This window comes from Sodalis sp. dw_96 (assembly GCF_018449575.1).
Lineage (GTDB): Bacteria > Pseudomonadota > Gammaproteobacteria > Enterobacterales > Enterobacteriaceae > Acerihabitans.
Genome location: NZ_JAAVUT010000038.1, coordinates 1 through 17107, shown reverse-complemented (window position 1 = coordinate 17107; position 17107 = coordinate 1). Strand labels below are relative to the sequence as shown.

Here is a 17107-nt window from a genome sequence, read left to right as displayed (position 1 = left end):
CGCGATCACCAGCGGTTAAACCGAGCGTGTTAAAGGGAGACACAGGCAAACTACTTGCCGCGGCTCTTGATAACCTGCTCCGCCACCGCTTTCGGCGCTTCCGAATAGTGCTTGAACTCCATGGTATAGGTGGCGCGCCCCTGTGACATCGAACGCAGCGTAGTGGAATAACCAAACATTTCCGCCAGCGGCACCTCGGCGCGGATAAGCTTACTGCCGAGAATATCCTCCATCCCCTGCACCATGCCGCGCCGCGAGGAGAGATCCCCCATCACGTTGCCCATGAAATCTTCCGGCGTTTCCACTTCCACCGCCATCATCGGCTCCAGCAGAATAGGCTGCGCCTGACGCATCCCGTCCTTGAACGCCATCGAGGCCGCCATACGAAACGCATTTTCGTTGGAATCCACTTCATGATAGGAACCAAAGAACAGCGTGGCTTTTACATCCACCACCGGATAACCGCCCAACACGCCGGAGGTCAGGGTATCCTGAATACCCTTGTCGATAGAGGAGATATACTCCCGCGGCACTACCCCGCCCTTGATGGCATCCACGAACTCATAACCTTTGCCCGCCGGCTGCGGTTCGATTTTCAGCACCACGTGACCATATTGTCCCCGGCCGCCGGTCTGCTTAACGTATTTGCCTTCAACTTCTTCCACCGTCTTTTTAATGGTTTCCCGATAGGCCACCTGCGGTTTACCCACCGAGACCGCCACGCCGAACTCGCGGCGCATACGCTCCATCAGGATCTCAAGATGCAGCTCGCCCATGCCGGAAATAATGGTCTGACCGGATTCATCATCGGTTTTAACGCGAAACGAAGGATCTTCCTGCATTAAACGGCCCAGGGCTATACCCATCTTTTCCTGGTCCACCTTGGTCTTCGGCTCAATGGCCTGGGAAATCACCGGATCGGGGAAAATCATGCGTTCAAGGATGATCGGATGATCCGGATCGCACAGGGAATCACCGGTGGTCACATCCTTCATGCCTACCGTGGCGGCGATATCGCCGGCATGGACTTCCTTAATGTCTTTACGTTCATTGGCATGCATTTGCAGCAAACGGCCCAAACGCTCTTTTTTGCCTTTCACCGGATTGTAAACCGAATCCCCGGTTGAGATGGTGCCGGAATAGACCCGGAAAAAGATCAATTGGCCGACAAAGGGGTCGGTCATGATCTTGAATGCCAGGGCCGAGAAGGGCTCTTTATCGCTGGAATGACGTTCTATTTCATTATCGTCCTCGTCATGTCCGGTAATGGCCGCCACGTCGATGGGGGACGGCAGATAATCCACCACCGCATCCAGCAACGCCTGAACGCCTTTGTTTTTGAACGCGCTGCCGCACAGCATCGGCACGATTTCATTATCAATGGTACGCTTGCGCAGCGCGCCCTTGATTTCATCCTCGGTGAGATCTTCGCCGTTCAGGTACTTATTCATCAATTCTTCGCTGGCCTCGGCCGCCGCTTCCACCATGTGGTTGCGCCACTCCAGCGCCGACGCCATCAAGGCTGCCGGTACATCTTCGTAGGTGAACTTCACACCCTGGGTGGAATCATCCCAGACGATGGTTTTCATCTTGATCAAATCCACCACACCCTGAAAATGCTCTTCGGCGCCCACCGGAATCTGGATCGGCACCGCCACCCCTTTCAGGCGTTTGGCTATCTGGGTCTGTACCTTGAAGAAATCCGCGCCGGTGCGGTCCATCTTGTTGACAAACGCGATGCGCGGCACTTTATATTTGTTCGCCTGCCGCCAGACGGTTTCCGACTGCGGCTGAACCCCGCCCACCGAGTCATATACCATCACCGCGCCGTCCAAAACCCGCATGGACCGTTCCACTTCGATGGTAAAATCCACGTGCCCCGGGGTGTCGATAATATTGATATGATGTTCCGGATAATTACCGGCCATCCCTTTCCAGAAGGTGGTTGTGGCAGCTGAGGTAATGGTAATTCCGCGTTCCTGCTCCTGCTCCATCCAATCCATCGTTGCAGCGCCGTCATGCACTTCACCGATTTTATGGCTGACCCCGGTATAAAACAGAATACGCTCAGTGGTGGTGGTCTTGCCGGCGTCAATATGAGCACTGATGCCGATGTTGCGATATCGTTCTATGGGAGTTTTACGGACCATACAATTACCTTAAATGCCCCTAATGGACAAAACCTACTGTGAAACATTCCCCCGACGGCCGACGGCGCCGGGGACTGAGTAATAAATTGAGTTTGTTGCGCATTTCCGGGCAGTCCGGCGGAAAAAAAATAGCGCCGGTGCGCCTGGTCAGAATGCGCCTTTTGTAACAGCTCTTCAATGTCCGCCAGTGCCTTTGTCGCTCGGGGTCACATAGCGGCTGAACAGCGACGGGAAAACATTAACGGCAAATGCCGAAACCGCGCATGCCGAAGTGGAAATGGCCGGCATGGGCGGTATTGTAGTCGGGACCGAGGGTGTTGCCGAAAAAGTCGCAGCTCTGGTTGAAGACGGTATGTAAATATGCCCCTTCGGCATCGTCCCGGGGCCATTGCCGCAACACGGTGATATTTCTGCCGTCCGCCAGACGAAACCCCGCCACATCCAGCGCATCGGCGCTGGCGTGTTCACTAAGCCGGGCGTCGGGACGGTTATAAATGTTGCGGCAGGCATAGCTGCCGAGATGATCAATGCGAACCAGCGGCGAACCAAGATCCGTCTCGGCCCTGGGCAAGGCGGATTGCGTCACGAACATCGCGCTGCTGAGCGCCAGGGGACAACTGGCCAGGAAGCTTGAGCTCAGCTTCACCGGCCCGAAGCCGCGAACCCGTACCGGCGAAAGCAACGGACAGGCACCGGTAGTGGATCCCAACGCGGTAAAAGCAATACGTCCGGCGGCGCGCGCCTGTTCCAACACAGCCAGGCAGGCCGCGGGATCCCCGGCCAACGCTCTTAGCTTGAAACGGGTAATAAACGTCGGCGGGTCAGTAACCGACAGCGGCGCAAAGGGATCGTAACCCGGCGGCAGGAAGCGCTGAAGCCGAGGGACGAGGACCACCGCCAGCGCTACCGCAATCAATAAACCCAAGATGAATCGCACTACGTTTTATCCCCGGCACGCGGTCGGATGCTAAGATTCTAGCAGGTGATCCGGATTATGGGATATTTACGGCGGTTACCAACGCGGCCCGGTTCCCGGTTACACGAGATTTCCGGCTGCTTCCCCCTGGCTTGCTAACGTAGCGTTTTCTCCGGCGTCCAAGGCGTCTCGGGAGGCGTTGCGGTATCGTTTTGGGGCATTGCCGGTGATGCGTTTAAAAGCGCTGCTGAATGCGCTTTCCGATGTATAGCCCAGCGAACGGGCGAGAACCGCCACCGGAACGTCCCCTTCCCGCAGCGCCCGTTCCGCCAGACGCATGCGCCATTTGGTCAGATAGGTCAAGGGAGACACTCCCGCCACCGCTTTGAAATGCAGGGCAAAGGAGGTGCGGGACATGGCGGCGGCCCTGGCAAGTTCGCCCAGTTGCCAGACGTGTCCCGGGTCGTCGTGCATCAGACGCAGCACCGGCGCGATACGGGGATCCCCCAACGCCCTCAGCCAGCCGGCCGCCAAGGTGCCGGCGGTGGACAGGTGCACCCGCAGAATCTGTACGAACATCAGTTGGGCGAGTTGGGACGAGGCGATGCCGACGCCCGGCAGCTGCGCCGTTCGTTCCCGCACCAGTTGATCGAGCAGCCATCGCAGCACCGAAGCTTGGGGCGAAACAGCACGGACATGAATGAACGGCGGCAGGACATCCGACAGCAATCTTCCGCTGGCGGGATTCAGTTTGATATGACCGCCAATCTGGATGCAATCATCGCCGCCGCCGAGGTTGACGGTTTTGGTGTCGCTGGCGGCAAAAACCCGCATCGCATCCAGGGGCACCATCGCCAAATCCCCTGCCAGCACAAACGAGCGCTGCGCCGCCAGCAAAAACACATCCCCCTCTTCCAGGCGTAACGGCTCATCCACATCGTTAAAGCGAAAATAACAATGACCTTTCACTATCGCGAAGAATTTGATTTTATCGGGGGGCGGAAAACGGAGCGCCCAGGGGCCGCCGGCCGTAAATCCGCCGGAAACCACGGATTGGGCTTGGGTGAACTGCAGGATATCCGAGAAGGGATCATTCATTTTTGAACTATCGCGCAATAAATACGAATTTTCAAGCATTCATCGTTCAGCCAGTCGGGACTACACTGGCCTCCGTACAACTATACCCTAAACAATCCGAGTGGCGGGAAAGCCAACGCAGCTGCTACTTGAGGTATGACGGGTATACACTTACCCTTTGCAGGAGTCCATTACCATGTCCACATTGCAAAAACCCATCAATTCCGGTTTCAGCTCCGCCTCCACCAGCGGCGAAGTGATTGAAGGCATCGATCTGACCGGCAAAATCGCCATTGTCACCGGCGGCTATTCCGGCCTTGGCCTGGAGACCGTACGGACATTACGCTCAGCGGGCGCAACGGTCATTGTCCCGGCCCGGGATCTTGACAAAGCCGCCAAGGCGTTGCAAGGGCTGGACGGCGTCGAGCTTGAGTCCATGGATCTGACCCGGCCCGCCTCCATTGATGCTTTTGCCGCAAAATTCATCGCCGGCCGCCGGCCGCTACACCTGCTGGTGAATTGCGCCGGCATCATGGCCTCTCCCCTTGAACGGGATGAGCGGGGTTATGAATCACAGTTCTCCACCAACCATCTCGGCCATTTCCAACTGGCGGCGCGGCTCTGGCCGGCGCTGCGGCAGGCCGGAGGCGCACGGGTGGTTTCGGTGTCCTCCTGGGGCCACCGCTTTTCCCCTGTGGTATTCGTCGATCCCAACTTCGAGCACCGCGAATACGATCGCTGGCAGGGTTACGGCCAGTCAAAAACCGCCAATATCCTGTTTGCACTGGCCCTTGACGGTTACGGCAAGCCCCACGGCGTGCGCGCGTTTTCACTGCATCCCGGCGGCATTTTGGACACCGGCCTCGGCAAACATTTGTCCCAGGGGGAGCTGAGGGAGGCGGGCGTCATTGACGACGCGGGAAAACCCATTCTGGATCCCGCCAGAAACCTCAAAACCGTCGAGCAGGGCGCGGCCACCATCGTTTGGTGCGCCACCAGCCCGCAGCTCAACGGCATCGGCGGCCTCTATTGCGAGAATAGCGACGTTGCTCCCCTGGCCTCCATTGATCAGACCACCGGCTGGAATACCGGCGATACTCCCAGACTCAACCTCAACGGCGTCTTGCCATACGCCGTGGATCCCCTGTCCGCCGAACGTTTGTGGCAGCTGAGCGAACGGCTGCTGGGTTTTACCTTCACTGCGGATTAAACCGAGGCCGCGCTTACCGCGGCCTGAATTTGTTGGCAAAGTGCCCGGTCGGGAAAGGATGCTAGATCGTAAACACGCCGTGAACCCGTCCCTGGGGGCTCGATCCGCGCCATCCCTGGCGCGGACGGTTTACTCTTCTAGCATCCTGTCCCTCCTGATTAACTCCGAGTACGTTTGTCAGCAGTCTGAAGTCGCGCTTACCGCAGCCGCGGCCTTTCCTCCGGCAAATTATTGCCGCATGCCGATGGCCAGTCGGTTAAAGGCGTTTATCAGGGCGACGGCGAAGGTAAGATCGGCGATTTCCCCATCGGTAAACAGGCTTTTTAACGGCTCGAATACCTCATCCGGCGCGCCGGTAGTGGAGATATGGGTCAGGGATTCCGCCCAGGCCAGCGCCCCGCGCTCCCGCTCGCTAAAATGCGAGCTCACCCGCCACCCGGCCAGACTGTCCAGTTTAATTTCCGCCATACCGCCGGCCCGTAAGGCGGCGGCGTGCATTTCCAGGCAATATGCGCAGCCATTAATCTGCGACACACGCAAATTGACCATCTCAATGAGCGGCTGGCCCAACGCGCTGTTTCCCAGAGATTTATTGGCCATCAAAAATCCCTGATAGGTCTCCGGGGATAATTTGGCGTAGGGCAAACGTAACTGACTCATTTTTATTACTCCCAAGTGATACCGGCAAGCCGGTCATCTTGATAAATCGGATGGAAGGCCGCCGCAGGAGCGCCTTCATTAAATGCGAGTTCACTATAGGCAATGAATGTCCTAATCTATAGGGCCAAGAACTGGCCGAATGATTAGGACATGAGATGCCTTATCAAAATATACAACTCGATGGCGACCGTTCAATACCGCTCTACCTGCAAATTTATCGGCGGTTTCGCGAGGCCATCGCCAACGGACGGCTGCATCCCGGGGATCGCATCCCGTCGGTGCGCAGCCTGGCCAGCGAATTGGATCTGGCCCGCGGCACGGTGGAAACAGCCTATCAATTGTTGATAAGCGAAGGCTATCTGTTAACCAGGGGACCGGCGGGCACGGTGGTTTCACCCCATCTGCCGACCCGCCGCAGCCAGGACAGACCGACTGTTTCGGCCATTCCCCCCGACCCGGCGTTTCGACCGCCGCGTCCCGTCCCGCTGCCGCTGCAACTCGGCTTACCGGCGCTGGACGCTTTTCCGCGAAAATTATGGGCCAGGCTGGCCGTCAGCCGCCTGCGCCGTCCGGGGGTGGAGAACCTGGTCTATCCGGACCCGCGCGGTTATGCGCCCTTGCGCTCGGCTATCGCCGGTTACCTGGGCATATCCCGCGGAATTGTCTGCGGGCCGGAACAGATCTTTATCTGCGCCGGTTATCCCGCCGTCCTTGAGCTGATATGCCGCTGCCTGATGATCCCGGGGGACACGTGCTGGTTCGAGGATCCCGGCTACCCCTTTGCCCGCGATGTCCTCGCCGGCGCCGGAGCAAAACTCATCCCGGTGCCGGTGGATGGATCCGGCCTGTGTGTGGACGCAGCACAGAACCTGGCGGAGGATGCCCGTTTCGCCGTGGTGACGCCGTCCCACCAAAGCCCGCTGGGAGTCGCCCTTTCCCTGCCCCGCCGCCTGGCCTTGCTGGAATGGGCCAATCGGCGGCAAAGCTGGATAGTTGAAGACGATTATGACAGTGAATACCGTTATCACGGCCGCCCGCTACCCGCGTTGAAAAGCCTCGACGATGGAGGGCGGGTCTTGTATGCCGGGACCTTCAGCAAGGTAGTGTATCCGGGCCTGCGGCTGGCTTATTTAGTGGTGCCCGCCGGGTTGATTCCCCGCTTTACCGAGGTTTGCGAACGAATGGCCAATCACTGCCCCGTATTGCTGCAGGGCACCGTCAGCGATTTTATCGAACAAGGACATTTTACCCGTCATTTGAAAAAAATGCGGCATCTTTATACCCTGCGCCGGCGTTATCTGGAGGAGGCGCTACAGGAGATTTGCGGACAGCATCTGAAAATCGAACCTCAGGCCGGCGGCATACAATTATTGGCCCGGCTGAAGGCCGGTACCGACGACGAGGCGCTGGCGGATGATGCCCTGGCTTCCGGAGTCGCTGTGCAGGCGTTGTCGCGCTGGTGTCTGACGGCCAAAATCGAGCCGGGACTGCTGATGGGATTTACCAACATCGCCAGCCCGGAACAGGCGCGGGATATATGTCGGATACTACTATTATCCCTTAACCGCCAAATGATGAAATAGCACTTGGCTTTCGGTTAATTTCCGAATTGGTTGCCCAGATGTTTACCCGAAGGAGTTCATATTTAATCAGGTTCGATAAGCAGTTCGGAACCCGTCATCCTCCTTGATCAATGAGCGTTTCGGCTTTGCTGTGAAGTCCTTGCCCGCCCTTGAGCGGGCTTTTTTTATCCGGGGATAAATGATGTGTGTTAAACAATGCTTTCCATAGGCCCGTCCGCTTGCCGTCGTCGAAAAAAAACGTTGTTATCATGTTTACTGCCCTGGTCTTTAGGTTCATACTTGCGTCGGTTTCATGTAGCAATGAGCTAGACTTTACGCCTCGGACCCAGGTTCGGGGCATCCTACGTTTTTATTGTTCGACCATCCCTTGATATGCGTACCACCACTCCCTTAATACCCCCCGTTACGTTGATATTACATTCCCCATTACCGTCCCCCGGACAATGCTTTTACTCAAGACGTTACCCTGGCCTTATCCTGTCTTTAACCCTCCCGCTGGCTTTTAACGCGCCCCACTAAACCCTGCCTCTAATCTGCCGATAACCTATACCGGGCGGGTTATGGATTTCGGGCTGATTCAGGCGCGGCATGCGATATCGTTAAAGGATGGTTATGTCTACTCAAGATTGCTTGCAGCAACTGTGCGATGAAACGCCGGAATTTTCACTATGTTATCAAGCCTTTCTGGAGTTTTATACCCGACCCGTCGATGATTGCCGCATTGTTATATGCGGTTTGGCCAACGCCGGCAAAAGCGCATTGGTTAATGCCCTGTCGCTTTCCCTGCCAACAACCGGCTCGGATGAGCCCTCGGCAGCGGAGGCGATGGTTCCTTTTTATATCGATACGCCGGGCCTCGATATCCCCTTTACGCCGGGGGCGGGTGCCTGGGAAAAGGCAATCGGCGCCGATATCATCGTCTTGACCCACGATTTGCGCCAAGGCGCGTTAACGGACCCCGAAATGGCTTTTCTACGATCGCTCAAGGAACGGTTTCCCGACCTCCGTCAGCGAATGATCGTGGCTCTCACCCATGGGGATAAAGCCGCTTATCAGATATTGGAACGCTTAAGCGCAATTCACCGCAATTTAGGGATCCTGTTTTTATCCTCCTGCCACGCAATTCCTGCTGAAAGCTACCCCGACCCGGCGGGAAGCCGCGTGCCGGTACTGCTGCTGGAGCTCAACCGTATCCAGGCACTACAGCAGCAACTTCAGTTAGTGATTCGCAGCTACCAAGGCGGCCTGTCCGGGATGCGTTCCGCCGGTATCAAGGCTTTGCTAGATAGGCTGGATTCATGGATAGCCGGGGCCATCAAAACCCGAAAAAAAAGAATCACCTTGGGAGAAGCCGAACTGAACCAAACTTTTTCTTTGTGGCAACGGGATTTACAACGTCTGGGAGAGACATTGCGTTTTCGCATTAACGACGTTCGTCAACGCTAACCCTCCGGGGTAAGGAATCGTAATGTGGTGGTTAATATTGCCGATGTTGGGTTGGGCTTGCAGCCTGTTTGCGCGTTCGGTGCGCGGCCGGACGGTTTCTCCTGGTTTAATCGCACCCCACGCGCCATATCGGGTGATATTATGGTCTGGGGAGGAAGAAAGTCCGGTAAAAGCGCGGTTTATCAGAGAGAATGAAATCATCGCCGTTACCAAAATGGCGCTCTTCAAATTATATGAAAAACACTCGCTGATGATCGTTCGCGATGAGTCGGCGCAGGTCACTCTGACCTTTGACGTGTTATGCCGGTTTGCCGAGCAGGAGCAAACCAAAAAACTACCGGCTTTGCTTAAAGATCTGTCGGTATTGATACCCGGCACCGCTATCAGCCCCGTCAGGGAAAAACAGAAAGACGAACTGGCAAGGCTAAAAGAAGAGATCTCCGGTTTTATCCAGCTACGTTCCTCGCTGGCACAAGTTCAGCTACGTTCCTCGCCGGCACAAGTTCAGCTACGTTCCTCGCCGGCACAAGTTCAGCTACGTTCCTCGCCAGCGCAGGGACCTCTTTATGGGAAAAATACTCGGACGCCGGATTGACCGGCCTTTTCCCACGCCATCGGCGGCACGGATACCCGCCGCCCCTGGCGCAACGCCAATGCAAAAAAGAGAAAAAACCGCCCTGCACGGTACGTAATCTTTTCAAATCCCGCATAATAAAGAGCTTATATTCCGTCAAGCCATCGCTATTCACCACGCCAAGGAGACAATTATGCAGATTGATTTATCTGGTAAAACCGCTCTGGTCACCGCCTCAACCGGCGGTATCGGCTTCGCCATCGCCAGCGGTCTGGCACGCGCCGGCGCCGCGGTGGTGATTAACGGACGCAGTCAAGCCACTGTGGAAAAAGCACTGGCCGCCATCGCCGCCGACGTTCCCGGCGCTGTCCTGAGCGGGATCGCGGCCGATTTATCCGATGCCGCCGGTGTGGCATTGCTCACCGACGCGGTGCCGAAGACGGATATTCTGGTGAACAATGCCGGTATCTACGGCCCAAAACCTTTTTTCACGATAGATGACGATGAATGGGAACAGTATTTCCAAACCAATGTGATGTCCGGCATACGCCTGTCGCGCTTCTATCTGCCCGGCATGCTGGGCAGCAACTGGGGCCGCGTCGTCTTTATCTCATCGGAATCGGCGCTGAATATTCCCGCTGAAATGATTCATTACGGCGTGACGAAAACGGCGCAATTGGCGGTCGCGGGCGGACTGGCCAAACTTGCCGCCGGAAGCGGCGTGACGGTGAATTCCGTTCTGCCCGGCCCGACACTGTCTGACGGCGTCCGAGCCATGTTGAAAGAGAGCGCGGAGGCGGCGGGCATCAGCATCGAAGAGGCCGGCGCCGATTTCGTGCGCACACAGCGCTCGACCTCTATATTGCAACGTCTGGCAACCCCGGAAGAGGTCGCCAATCTGGTAATTTATACCTGCTCAACCCAAGCTTCCGCCACAACAGGCGCCGCATTGCGGGTCGACGGCGGCGTGGTGAACAGCATTGTTTGATTAAAGGCTACCAGTACTGATACTGCATGGCGGTGCTTCTGTGCCGCTTAATCACATACAGGGGGAATATTTCCGTTTCCCCGCCATAACTCAACACACAATTTCCCACCGGGTCAAAGCGTTGGCACTCTTCCGTCTTTGAGATCTGGCTGATGGAGGTGGTTGAAACAGACGTCGAGCCCAGCTCCCTTCCCCCACCATCGTAACGATAGGTGGTAGAGCCTTTGGAAGAGGCGGTGGTGGATAACAGACCTTTTTTGTCGTAGTCATAAACGTACTGATCGTTCGCCAGCGCATCCGAACCACGCGCGACGCTTTTCACCAGCCGATGCCGTTTGTCATAGCTGTAAACCGTCGTGGTGAAGCCTTTTTGATCGTTGATGGTGAAAGCGTCCGTCGACGTGGTAATAAAGCCGTTTTTATCGGTGGAAAAATTGATTTTCCCCAGCTTATGGGTCGCCAGCGCCTGGGCACCCTCTTTTTCCAAGATGACGGCAATTTCATAAGTGGATTCCCAGCCGCCCGCCGCTTTGACGGTATGGTTGACCATTTTCAAAATAACGCTGCCTTCGGATTTATGATAATCAAAAAGCGCATCGGACAGAACCCCGCATTGATCGAAGCGGATATTGCCGCTTGCCTGCTCATCAACGTCTTTCCCAACCATGCCGGAGACCATCATTTTGATATTCCCCCTCGCATTGCCGTCCAGCATGATGAGATTGTTATTATCATTAATCCTGCGATGCTTGTCCGCGCAATTATTCGCGGCAACGGCGGAGGTCGACATCAGGCTTCCCAGTAAAAACACCGCCGCCCATTTCTGGAAAAGTGTCATCATGGTGTTTTGCAGCATATCCATTTGCGAGTGGAACCTTCATTCTATATCAATTGTTCCGGCTTTTCACCGGCCATCCCCCCCGACACCGGACATTGTGCTATCTTAGCCACCGGAATAAACAGCCTGAGAATATGAACGATGGATCACAAGAAGACCTTCCCGCAGCAAAAAAACCATCTGCACCCGCGGAACCGCCATCGTTCACGTTATGATTTCGATGCGCTGACCGGCCATTGCCCGGCGCTGGCGCCGTTTGTAAAACCCAATGCCTGGGGGGATATTTCGGTGGATTTTGCCGATCCCGCGGCGGTGAAAATGCTGAATAAAGCCTTGTTGCTGCATTATTACGGCATCGAGCATTGGGATATTCCCGCGAATTACCTCTGTCCGCCGATTCCCGGCCGGGCGGACTATATTCATTATCTTGCCGATTTATTGGCGGACAGTAATGGCGGAGAAATACCCCGTGGAAAAAACATCGCCATACTGGACGTGGGCGTGGGCGCCAGCTGCATTTATCCTATTATCGGCCAGCATGAATACGGCTGGCGTTTCACCGGCTCGGAAAACGACAAGATCTCGCTGAACTCGGCCAAAATGCTGGTGGAGATGAATCCCACCCTGAGAAACAGCGTGCGGCTGCGCCACCAAAAGCAAAACGACGCTATTTTTGACAATATCATCGGTATTGCCGAACGCTTTGACGCCACTTTATGCAATCCGCCTTTCCATGGTTCGGCGGAAGAGGCGCGCGCCAGCACCCGGCTAAAGCTGCATAAGCTCGGTAAAGGCGAGGTGGCGGATACGCCGGTGCAAAATTTCGGCGGTAAAAATAACGAACTCTGGTGTGAAGGGGGTGAATTAGCCTTCGTCAGCAAGATGGTGCAGGAAAGCGTCGGCAAAGGGAAAAACTGCCTGTGGTTCACCTCGCTGATTTCCAAACATACCACCCTGGCGCCGTTGCAGGAGGCCCTCAAACTGGCCGATGCCTACGACGTGCGCATCGTTGATATGGCCCAAGGCCAGAAAATCAGCCGTTTTATCGCCTGGACCTTCCAGAATGCCGAACAGCAGGCACAGTGGGCCGCAGAGCGCTGGCAGAAACCTGAATAGCCCCGATGTCTTTCGGCGGCAACTTTGAAGTATGACGAGTATAATGGCCGCCGAGAGCAAGCGGGCTAAAGCACCCAATGTCCGGCGTCATCAAGAACCCATTCGCTGACTATGGGCGTTAACCGGCTTTGCACAGCGGCTCGCTGAGGCTGAAAAAAGAAGTCATTTCGCTTCCAGCGCCGCCTTGATCATCTCTTTGGCCTGGCCGATGGTCAGCGGCAATCCCTTATCATCGAGCTGGCCGTCGCGCATCAACAGCTCAGCCAAATGGGCCACCCGGGGCAGCCTGAGATCGAAACGACGCAGGATTGCCTTCTGGTTGAAAAATTCCGCCAAAGTCCCTCCCAGCACCATTTCACCCTCATTCATCAAATAGACTTTGTCCGCCATCAGGGGGACGATATCCATATCATGCAGGGTAAAAATCAGGGTAATGCCCAGGGTCTTATTGATGTCGTTCAGCATATGCACCAAATGACTGGCCGCCCTGGGATCGAGGGCATTAAACGGCTCATCCAGCACCAAGACTTTCGGTTTCATGGCGATGACGCTGGCCAGGGCAATGCGCTTTTTCTCGCCGCCGCTCAGATTAAAAGGATTGCGGTGAATATAGGACTCCATGCCGACAATATTCAGCGCCCAGCGGATGGTGTTATCCAGCTCCTCGCCGGATATCTTCATGTTGACCAAACCGTAAGCGATCTCCCGGTAAACCGTCGCGTTAAACAGCTGATCGTCCGAGTCCTGAAATACCATGCCCACCCGGCGCCGCAGTTCAATGAAGTTTTCCCTCTTCACCGGCAGGCCATCCACCACCACCCGTCCGCTCTGGGGCAGCAATAGTCCGTTAAATAGCTGAAACAGCGTTGATTTTCCTGCGCCATTGGGACCCAGGATGGCGACACGTTCACCCTGGCCCACGGTCAGGTCCAGACGATTCAGTGCATTATGCTCGCCGTCATAGGAGAAGCTGACGTCGGAAAGTTCGATGATATCCATGGTTTTCTCGGTTAGCGGCTTAACAGGTTCAACAAAACGATCAATACCAGCAACGAACCGGCGGCGAGACCCATTAATTTATCCCGCCTCGGCACTTTGGCGGTAAAAAAGCGCAGTTCGTGGCTGTCTTCATCATAACCGCGGGACAGCATGGCCTGATAAATCCGCGTGCTTCTGTCCAGGGATCGGATGAGAATACTGCCGGCGACCCTGCCGGTATCCCCCACTCGCCGCAGCCAGGAAACGGTCTCCCCCAGTCGGCTGATTTGCGCTTGCCGCAGGGTAAACGCGGTATCCTGCATGATGAAGACATAACGATACATCATATCCGCAATATCAATCACGGTATGCGGCACTTTGCACATCCGCAGCGTTTCCAGAATATCAATCATCGGCGTGCTGAATGACAGCGCGGCAACCAGGGTCACCGCCGCCATGATTCTTAAAAAAAGGACAATCCCGAAAACCAGTCCCTCCTGATAAGCATCAAGGGAAAAGTAATATAACGGAATGGTGAATAACGGCCGGCTGCCATGGGTAAAAAGCACGCTTAAAAATACCAGCCATGCGATACCCATGGGCATGATCAGCCGTTTTAACAGCGCCCTGGGATCGAAAGACATCAGGGAAAACAGGCTTATGGCGGAGAGCCAAAGCCCCAACGCCAGATACCATTGACTCAGGACCGAAGCCACCACCACCCCCGACAGCAAGACGACGGTTTTTACGCGGCTGTCCAGCCGGCGCAGAGGGCAATCGGATTCATCGGCGAAACGCGCCAGGTTCATGGACATTCCTTTTTGCCGATGGCTGAATGCATCCTAATCATGGTTATTTTCCTTTGCCAGAGCCCAAACGCACCGGATTCATCATTATTCTTATTTGTCGGCGGTGAAACGAGCCGGAATCACGATTATTCGTCCTTGCCGGCAGTGGCTGTTGATTTGCCGCCAAAAAGCTTCAGCCAATGATATCCCACTATCAGACCGGCGAAAAAATTGGCCACGGAAAAGGCCCCCACTTCGGCATCCCCCGGCAATTCCACAAAGGGATGGTGAGGTTTATGCGCCACGCCGGTGGCCAAATCATTGACATGGTTATCGGTGCCGCCGCCATCCATGTGATGGGTACTCATGTAGGTCCCCGAGGCAAAGATAAACAGCAGGATAACGCACATCACCGTCAGCATGGTTTTGGTAAAGCCATCGAAGAATTGGGTCTTTTTCGCCTCTTCGGCCGGAGTCTCTATCTGTAATGACATGTCATGCCCCCGTTTTCGCTAAGATTCCCGGCAACAAATCAGGACGCCGGCTGACCATGGCCTGTAGCACCGCCGCGGTAAACACCGCCTCGGCCACCGCCAGCGGCAGCTGCGTCGGACCGTAGCCCATGAAAAAAATCATCCATTGCTTCATCAGCGGAACGTTTCCGTGCAGGCTTAGCGCCAATTCAAACGCGCTGGTGAGATAGGTCACCAAATCCCCCACCAGGCCGGCCATGCCCGCGGCGAGCCATAACGGTAAACGGAACGCCCGGATGAACTTCCACACGGCGTAGCCGGACATCGCCCCGGCAATCCCCATGGACACCGTGTTGGCGCCGATGGTGGTTATGCCGCCGTGCCCCAGAAAAACCGCCTGGAAAAACAGCACAATCATTGACACCACCGCGGTGGCAAACGGACCGATAATAATCGCCGCCAGCGGCGTGCCGCACGGATGAGAGCTGGAGCCGGTGACCGGCACCGGCAAATGCATCGCCGAAATAACAAACACTGCGACGCCGATCATGGCGAGGAAAGGTTTATACGCCAGATTATTTCTGATTTTTCTTTTAATTTCATAAATACCCGGCACGACAAAAGCCGCCGTCACGGCATAATAAACGGCGCACGCGGTCAGCGGTAAAATTCCATCTTCAATATGCATGCCTGAACCTCACGAATATCAACTATACCCTTCATACTTCAAGTTGCAGGTGCGTTGGCTTTCCTCGCTCACCCCAGTCACTTACTCGTGTAAGCTCCTGGGGACTCACTATGTTGCCGCCTTCCTGCAACTCGAATTATTTTGGGTATATACCCGTAATCTTTCTTGTTGCGGCTGTGTTGATTGCAACAAGAAAACCTAGGGTATTTCAAAAATAAAAAACCAATTTTCGACAATGAAGGAAGGAAATTAAGTTCAGATACGGGAGAATGATAACCGCTCTCACCGTGAAGATATAACCGAACCCTTCCCATCACCCCGGGGATTGGTACTTCCTGTATGAGATGGGCCGGTCTCCTGGCTTGCCGTCACTCTTCTCTACCGCCTTCCCATGTCATAAAACACAGTGGCTGAAGGTAAAGTCGTCAGGCTTACAGTAGCGGGGGCTGCGCCGGAATGTTGATTATCCAAATAAGGATTTGCACCGGCTTTCCGTTTCACCCGCCTCGCGATCGCGAAGCTAAGGCACCCAAATCTCGGAAATTTATCCTGTTATTTTTTTCAATTAACGTCAAGGGATAATTAAACCTTATGACGGGATTTTATTGCGGCAGATCATGACAAGTGAAAAATAGGGATGTGAAAAATTCGCTGCCGAATATCACATTTTTGTTTTGGAGGCGGGTGTTGTGCTTTAAATACCGGGGGATGGTTGAGGACAGCCTTGACGATTATTAGGAATCATAGCGGCGATAAAATCCGGGGCATGTTTGATGGACTGGCTATTAAAAGGGGATGGGCATTGCGGGGAAATATGATTTATATCAATTGCTGTTTTATGAAACTAAAGGTTAAAAATGACTTGAATCAATTATTGCTTCATTTTGATGGGCCGATAAGGCCCATATGCCTCATATTAAGAGGTGATCATTGAGTAAAACCAGCCTGTTGCTCCCGCGCCGGGATATAACGATAAATAGTTTTGGGAGAAACCTCCAATATCAGCGCCACCTGCTGCAAGGTCGCGCCGTTGGCAAACATACGGCGCGCCCTGTTTATCACTTGTTCTGTCATAATGCGGCGTCTGCCGCCGATCCTCCCCTCCGCGCGAGCCGCCGCCAACCCCGCAAGCGTTCGTTCCACGATCAGCTCACGCTCCATTTCAGCCAGCGCGCTCATTACATGAAAAAAGAACCGTCCCATAGAGGTACTGGTATCAATGCTGTCGGTCAGGCTGCGAAAATGGATGCCGCGACTTTTCAGATCCTCCACCAGCGTAATCAGGTGTCGAACGCTGCGCCCAAGACGATCCAGTTTCCAGACCACCAGGGTATCACCGGGAGAAAGCGCCCGCATGGCCCGCTTCAACCCCGGCCTGTCGGTGGCCGTACCGGTGATTTTATCGTCAAAAATCAGCTCACAATTTGAGCTTTTTAACGCATTTCGCTGCAACTCGGTATTTTGCTCATTTGTTGATACACGAACGTAGCCTATCAGCACCGGCTTTTCTCCAAAGAAAAAGAAAAATTGTGCCACGGTAGTGCGGAGGGAGGAATGGAATTGTGGATCTGGGGTTTCGCTTAAACCTTGGTTCAAGCGACGGGACGCTGATGGGGCGGCTG

General features: G+C 55.1%; 16 protein-coding genes and 1 riboswitch. Of the genes, 6 read left to right on the top strand and 10 right to left on the bottom strand.

All coding sequences use genetic code 11. From position 1 onward, the window contains the following. Window positions 1–50: 50 nt before the first annotated feature. The 3 genes from fusA to HB631_RS26450 all read right to left on the bottom strand — a co-directional run bounded on the left by fusA (window position 51) and on the right by HB631_RS26450 (window position 4164). Window positions 51–2150 carry an elongation factor G gene (gene fusA, locus HB631_RS26460; RefSeq protein ID WP_213994158.1) on the bottom strand — a complete coding sequence of 700 codons (2100 nt, stop codon included), beginning with the start codon at window positions 2148–2150 and terminating at the stop codon, window positions 51–53. 238 nt (window positions 2151–2388) lie between these two features. Then, window positions 2389–3087 carry an extensin family protein gene (locus HB631_RS26455; protein ID WP_213994157.1) on the bottom strand — a complete coding sequence of 233 codons (699 nt, stop codon included), beginning with the start codon at window positions 3085–3087 and terminating at the stop codon, window positions 2389–2391. Between the two features lie 99 nt (window positions 3088–3186). After that, the gene (locus HB631_RS26450) at window positions 3187–4164 is read right to left on the bottom strand and encodes an AraC family transcriptional regulator (protein ID WP_255557330.1); all 978 of its coding nucleotides are present in this window, start codon (window positions 4162–4164) and stop codon (window positions 3187–3189) included. Between the two features lie 175 nt (window positions 4165–4339). On the opposite strand from HB631_RS26450, the gene HB631_RS26445 reads away from it, so the two are divergent. Beyond that, the gene (locus HB631_RS26445; RefSeq protein ID WP_213994155.1) at window positions 4340–5353 is read left to right on the top strand and encodes an oxidoreductase; all 1014 of its coding nucleotides are present in this window, start codon (window positions 4340–4342) and stop codon (window positions 5351–5353) included. Between the two features lie 228 nt (window positions 5354–5581). On the opposite strand, the gene HB631_RS26440 is transcribed toward HB631_RS26445, so the two are convergent. Then, window positions 5582–6013, bottom strand: coding sequence for a carboxymuconolactone decarboxylase family protein (locus tag HB631_RS26440; RefSeq protein WP_213994154.1), 432 nt, complete (start codon window positions 6011–6013; stop codon window positions 5582–5584). Window positions 6014–6168: 155 nt separating this feature from the next. Between HB631_RS26440 and HB631_RS26435 the strand changes: the two genes are divergently transcribed. From HB631_RS26435 to HB631_RS26420, 4 genes are all read left to right on the top strand, one after another. After that, complete coding sequence (locus tag HB631_RS26435) at window positions 6169–7596, top strand: PLP-dependent aminotransferase family protein (protein WP_213994153.1); 1428 nt, start codon at window positions 6169–6171, stop codon at window positions 7594–7596. Between the two features lie 612 nt (window positions 7597–8208). Next, a complete protein-coding gene (locus HB631_RS26430; RefSeq protein WP_213994152.1) occupies window positions 8209–9042 on the top strand; it encodes a GTPase domain-containing protein in 834 nt (277 codons plus the stop codon). 22 nt (window positions 9043–9064) lie between these two features. Further along, window positions 9065–9637, top strand: coding sequence for a hypothetical protein (locus HB631_RS26425; protein ID WP_213994151.1), 573 nt, complete (start codon window positions 9065–9067; stop codon window positions 9635–9637). A gap of 172 nt (window positions 9638–9809) precedes the next feature. Continuing rightward, entirely contained in the window at window positions 9810–10604 is a 795-nt protein-coding gene (locus HB631_RS26420) for an SDR family NAD(P)-dependent oxidoreductase (protein ID WP_213994150.1), read from the top strand. A gap of 7 nt (window positions 10605–10611) precedes the next feature. Here the strand turns inward: HB631_RS26420 and HB631_RS26415 are convergent, their stop codons facing one another. Further along, on the bottom strand, window positions 10612–11466 hold the full coding sequence (locus HB631_RS26415) for a hypothetical protein (RefSeq protein WP_213994149.1): 855 nt from the start codon (window positions 11464–11466) through the stop codon (window positions 10612–10614). Between the two features lie 117 nt (window positions 11467–11583). On the opposite strand from HB631_RS26415, the gene rlmF reads away from it, so the two are divergent. Then, window positions 11584–12558, top strand: a complete 975-nt coding sequence (gene rlmF / locus HB631_RS26410) for a 23S rRNA (adenine(1618)-N(6))-methyltransferase RlmF (RefSeq protein ID WP_213994148.1) — start codon at window positions 11584–11586, stop codon at window positions 12556–12558. 162 nt (window positions 12559–12720) lie between these two features. Here the strand turns inward: rlmF and HB631_RS26405 are convergent, their stop codons facing one another. The 5 genes from HB631_RS26405 to HB631_RS26385 all read right to left on the bottom strand — a co-directional run bounded on the left by HB631_RS26405 (window position 12721) and on the right by HB631_RS26385 (window position 16985). Next, the gene (locus HB631_RS26405) at window positions 12721–13557 is read right to left on the bottom strand and encodes an ATP-binding cassette domain-containing protein (protein ID WP_213994147.1); all 837 of its coding nucleotides are present in this window, start codon (window positions 13555–13557) and stop codon (window positions 12721–12723) included. A gap of 11 nt (window positions 13558–13568) precedes the next feature. Then, entirely contained in the window at window positions 13569–14345 is a 777-nt protein-coding gene (gene cbiQ / locus HB631_RS26400; RefSeq protein ID WP_213994146.1) for a cobalt ECF transporter T component CbiQ, read from the bottom strand. Window positions 14346–14470: 125 nt separating this feature from the next. Then, entirely contained in the window at window positions 14471–14818 is a 348-nt protein-coding gene (locus HB631_RS26395) for a hypothetical protein (protein WP_213994145.1), read from the bottom strand. Between the two features lies 1 nt (window position 14819). Then, window positions 14820–15485: an energy-coupling factor ABC transporter permease gene (locus HB631_RS26390; RefSeq protein ID WP_213994144.1), complete on the bottom strand. Its 666-nt coding sequence runs from the start codon at window positions 15483–15485 to the stop codon at window positions 14820–14822. Window positions 15486–15814: 329 nt separating this feature from the next. After that, window positions 15815–16033, bottom strand: a riboswitch (cobalamin riboswitch). A 379-nt stretch (window positions 16034–16412) separates the two neighbouring features. Further along, on the bottom strand, window positions 16413–16985 hold the full coding sequence (locus tag HB631_RS26385) for a recombinase family protein (RefSeq protein WP_213994159.1): 573 nt from the start codon (window positions 16983–16985) through the stop codon (window positions 16413–16415). Window positions 16986–17107: the final 122 nt, after the last annotated feature.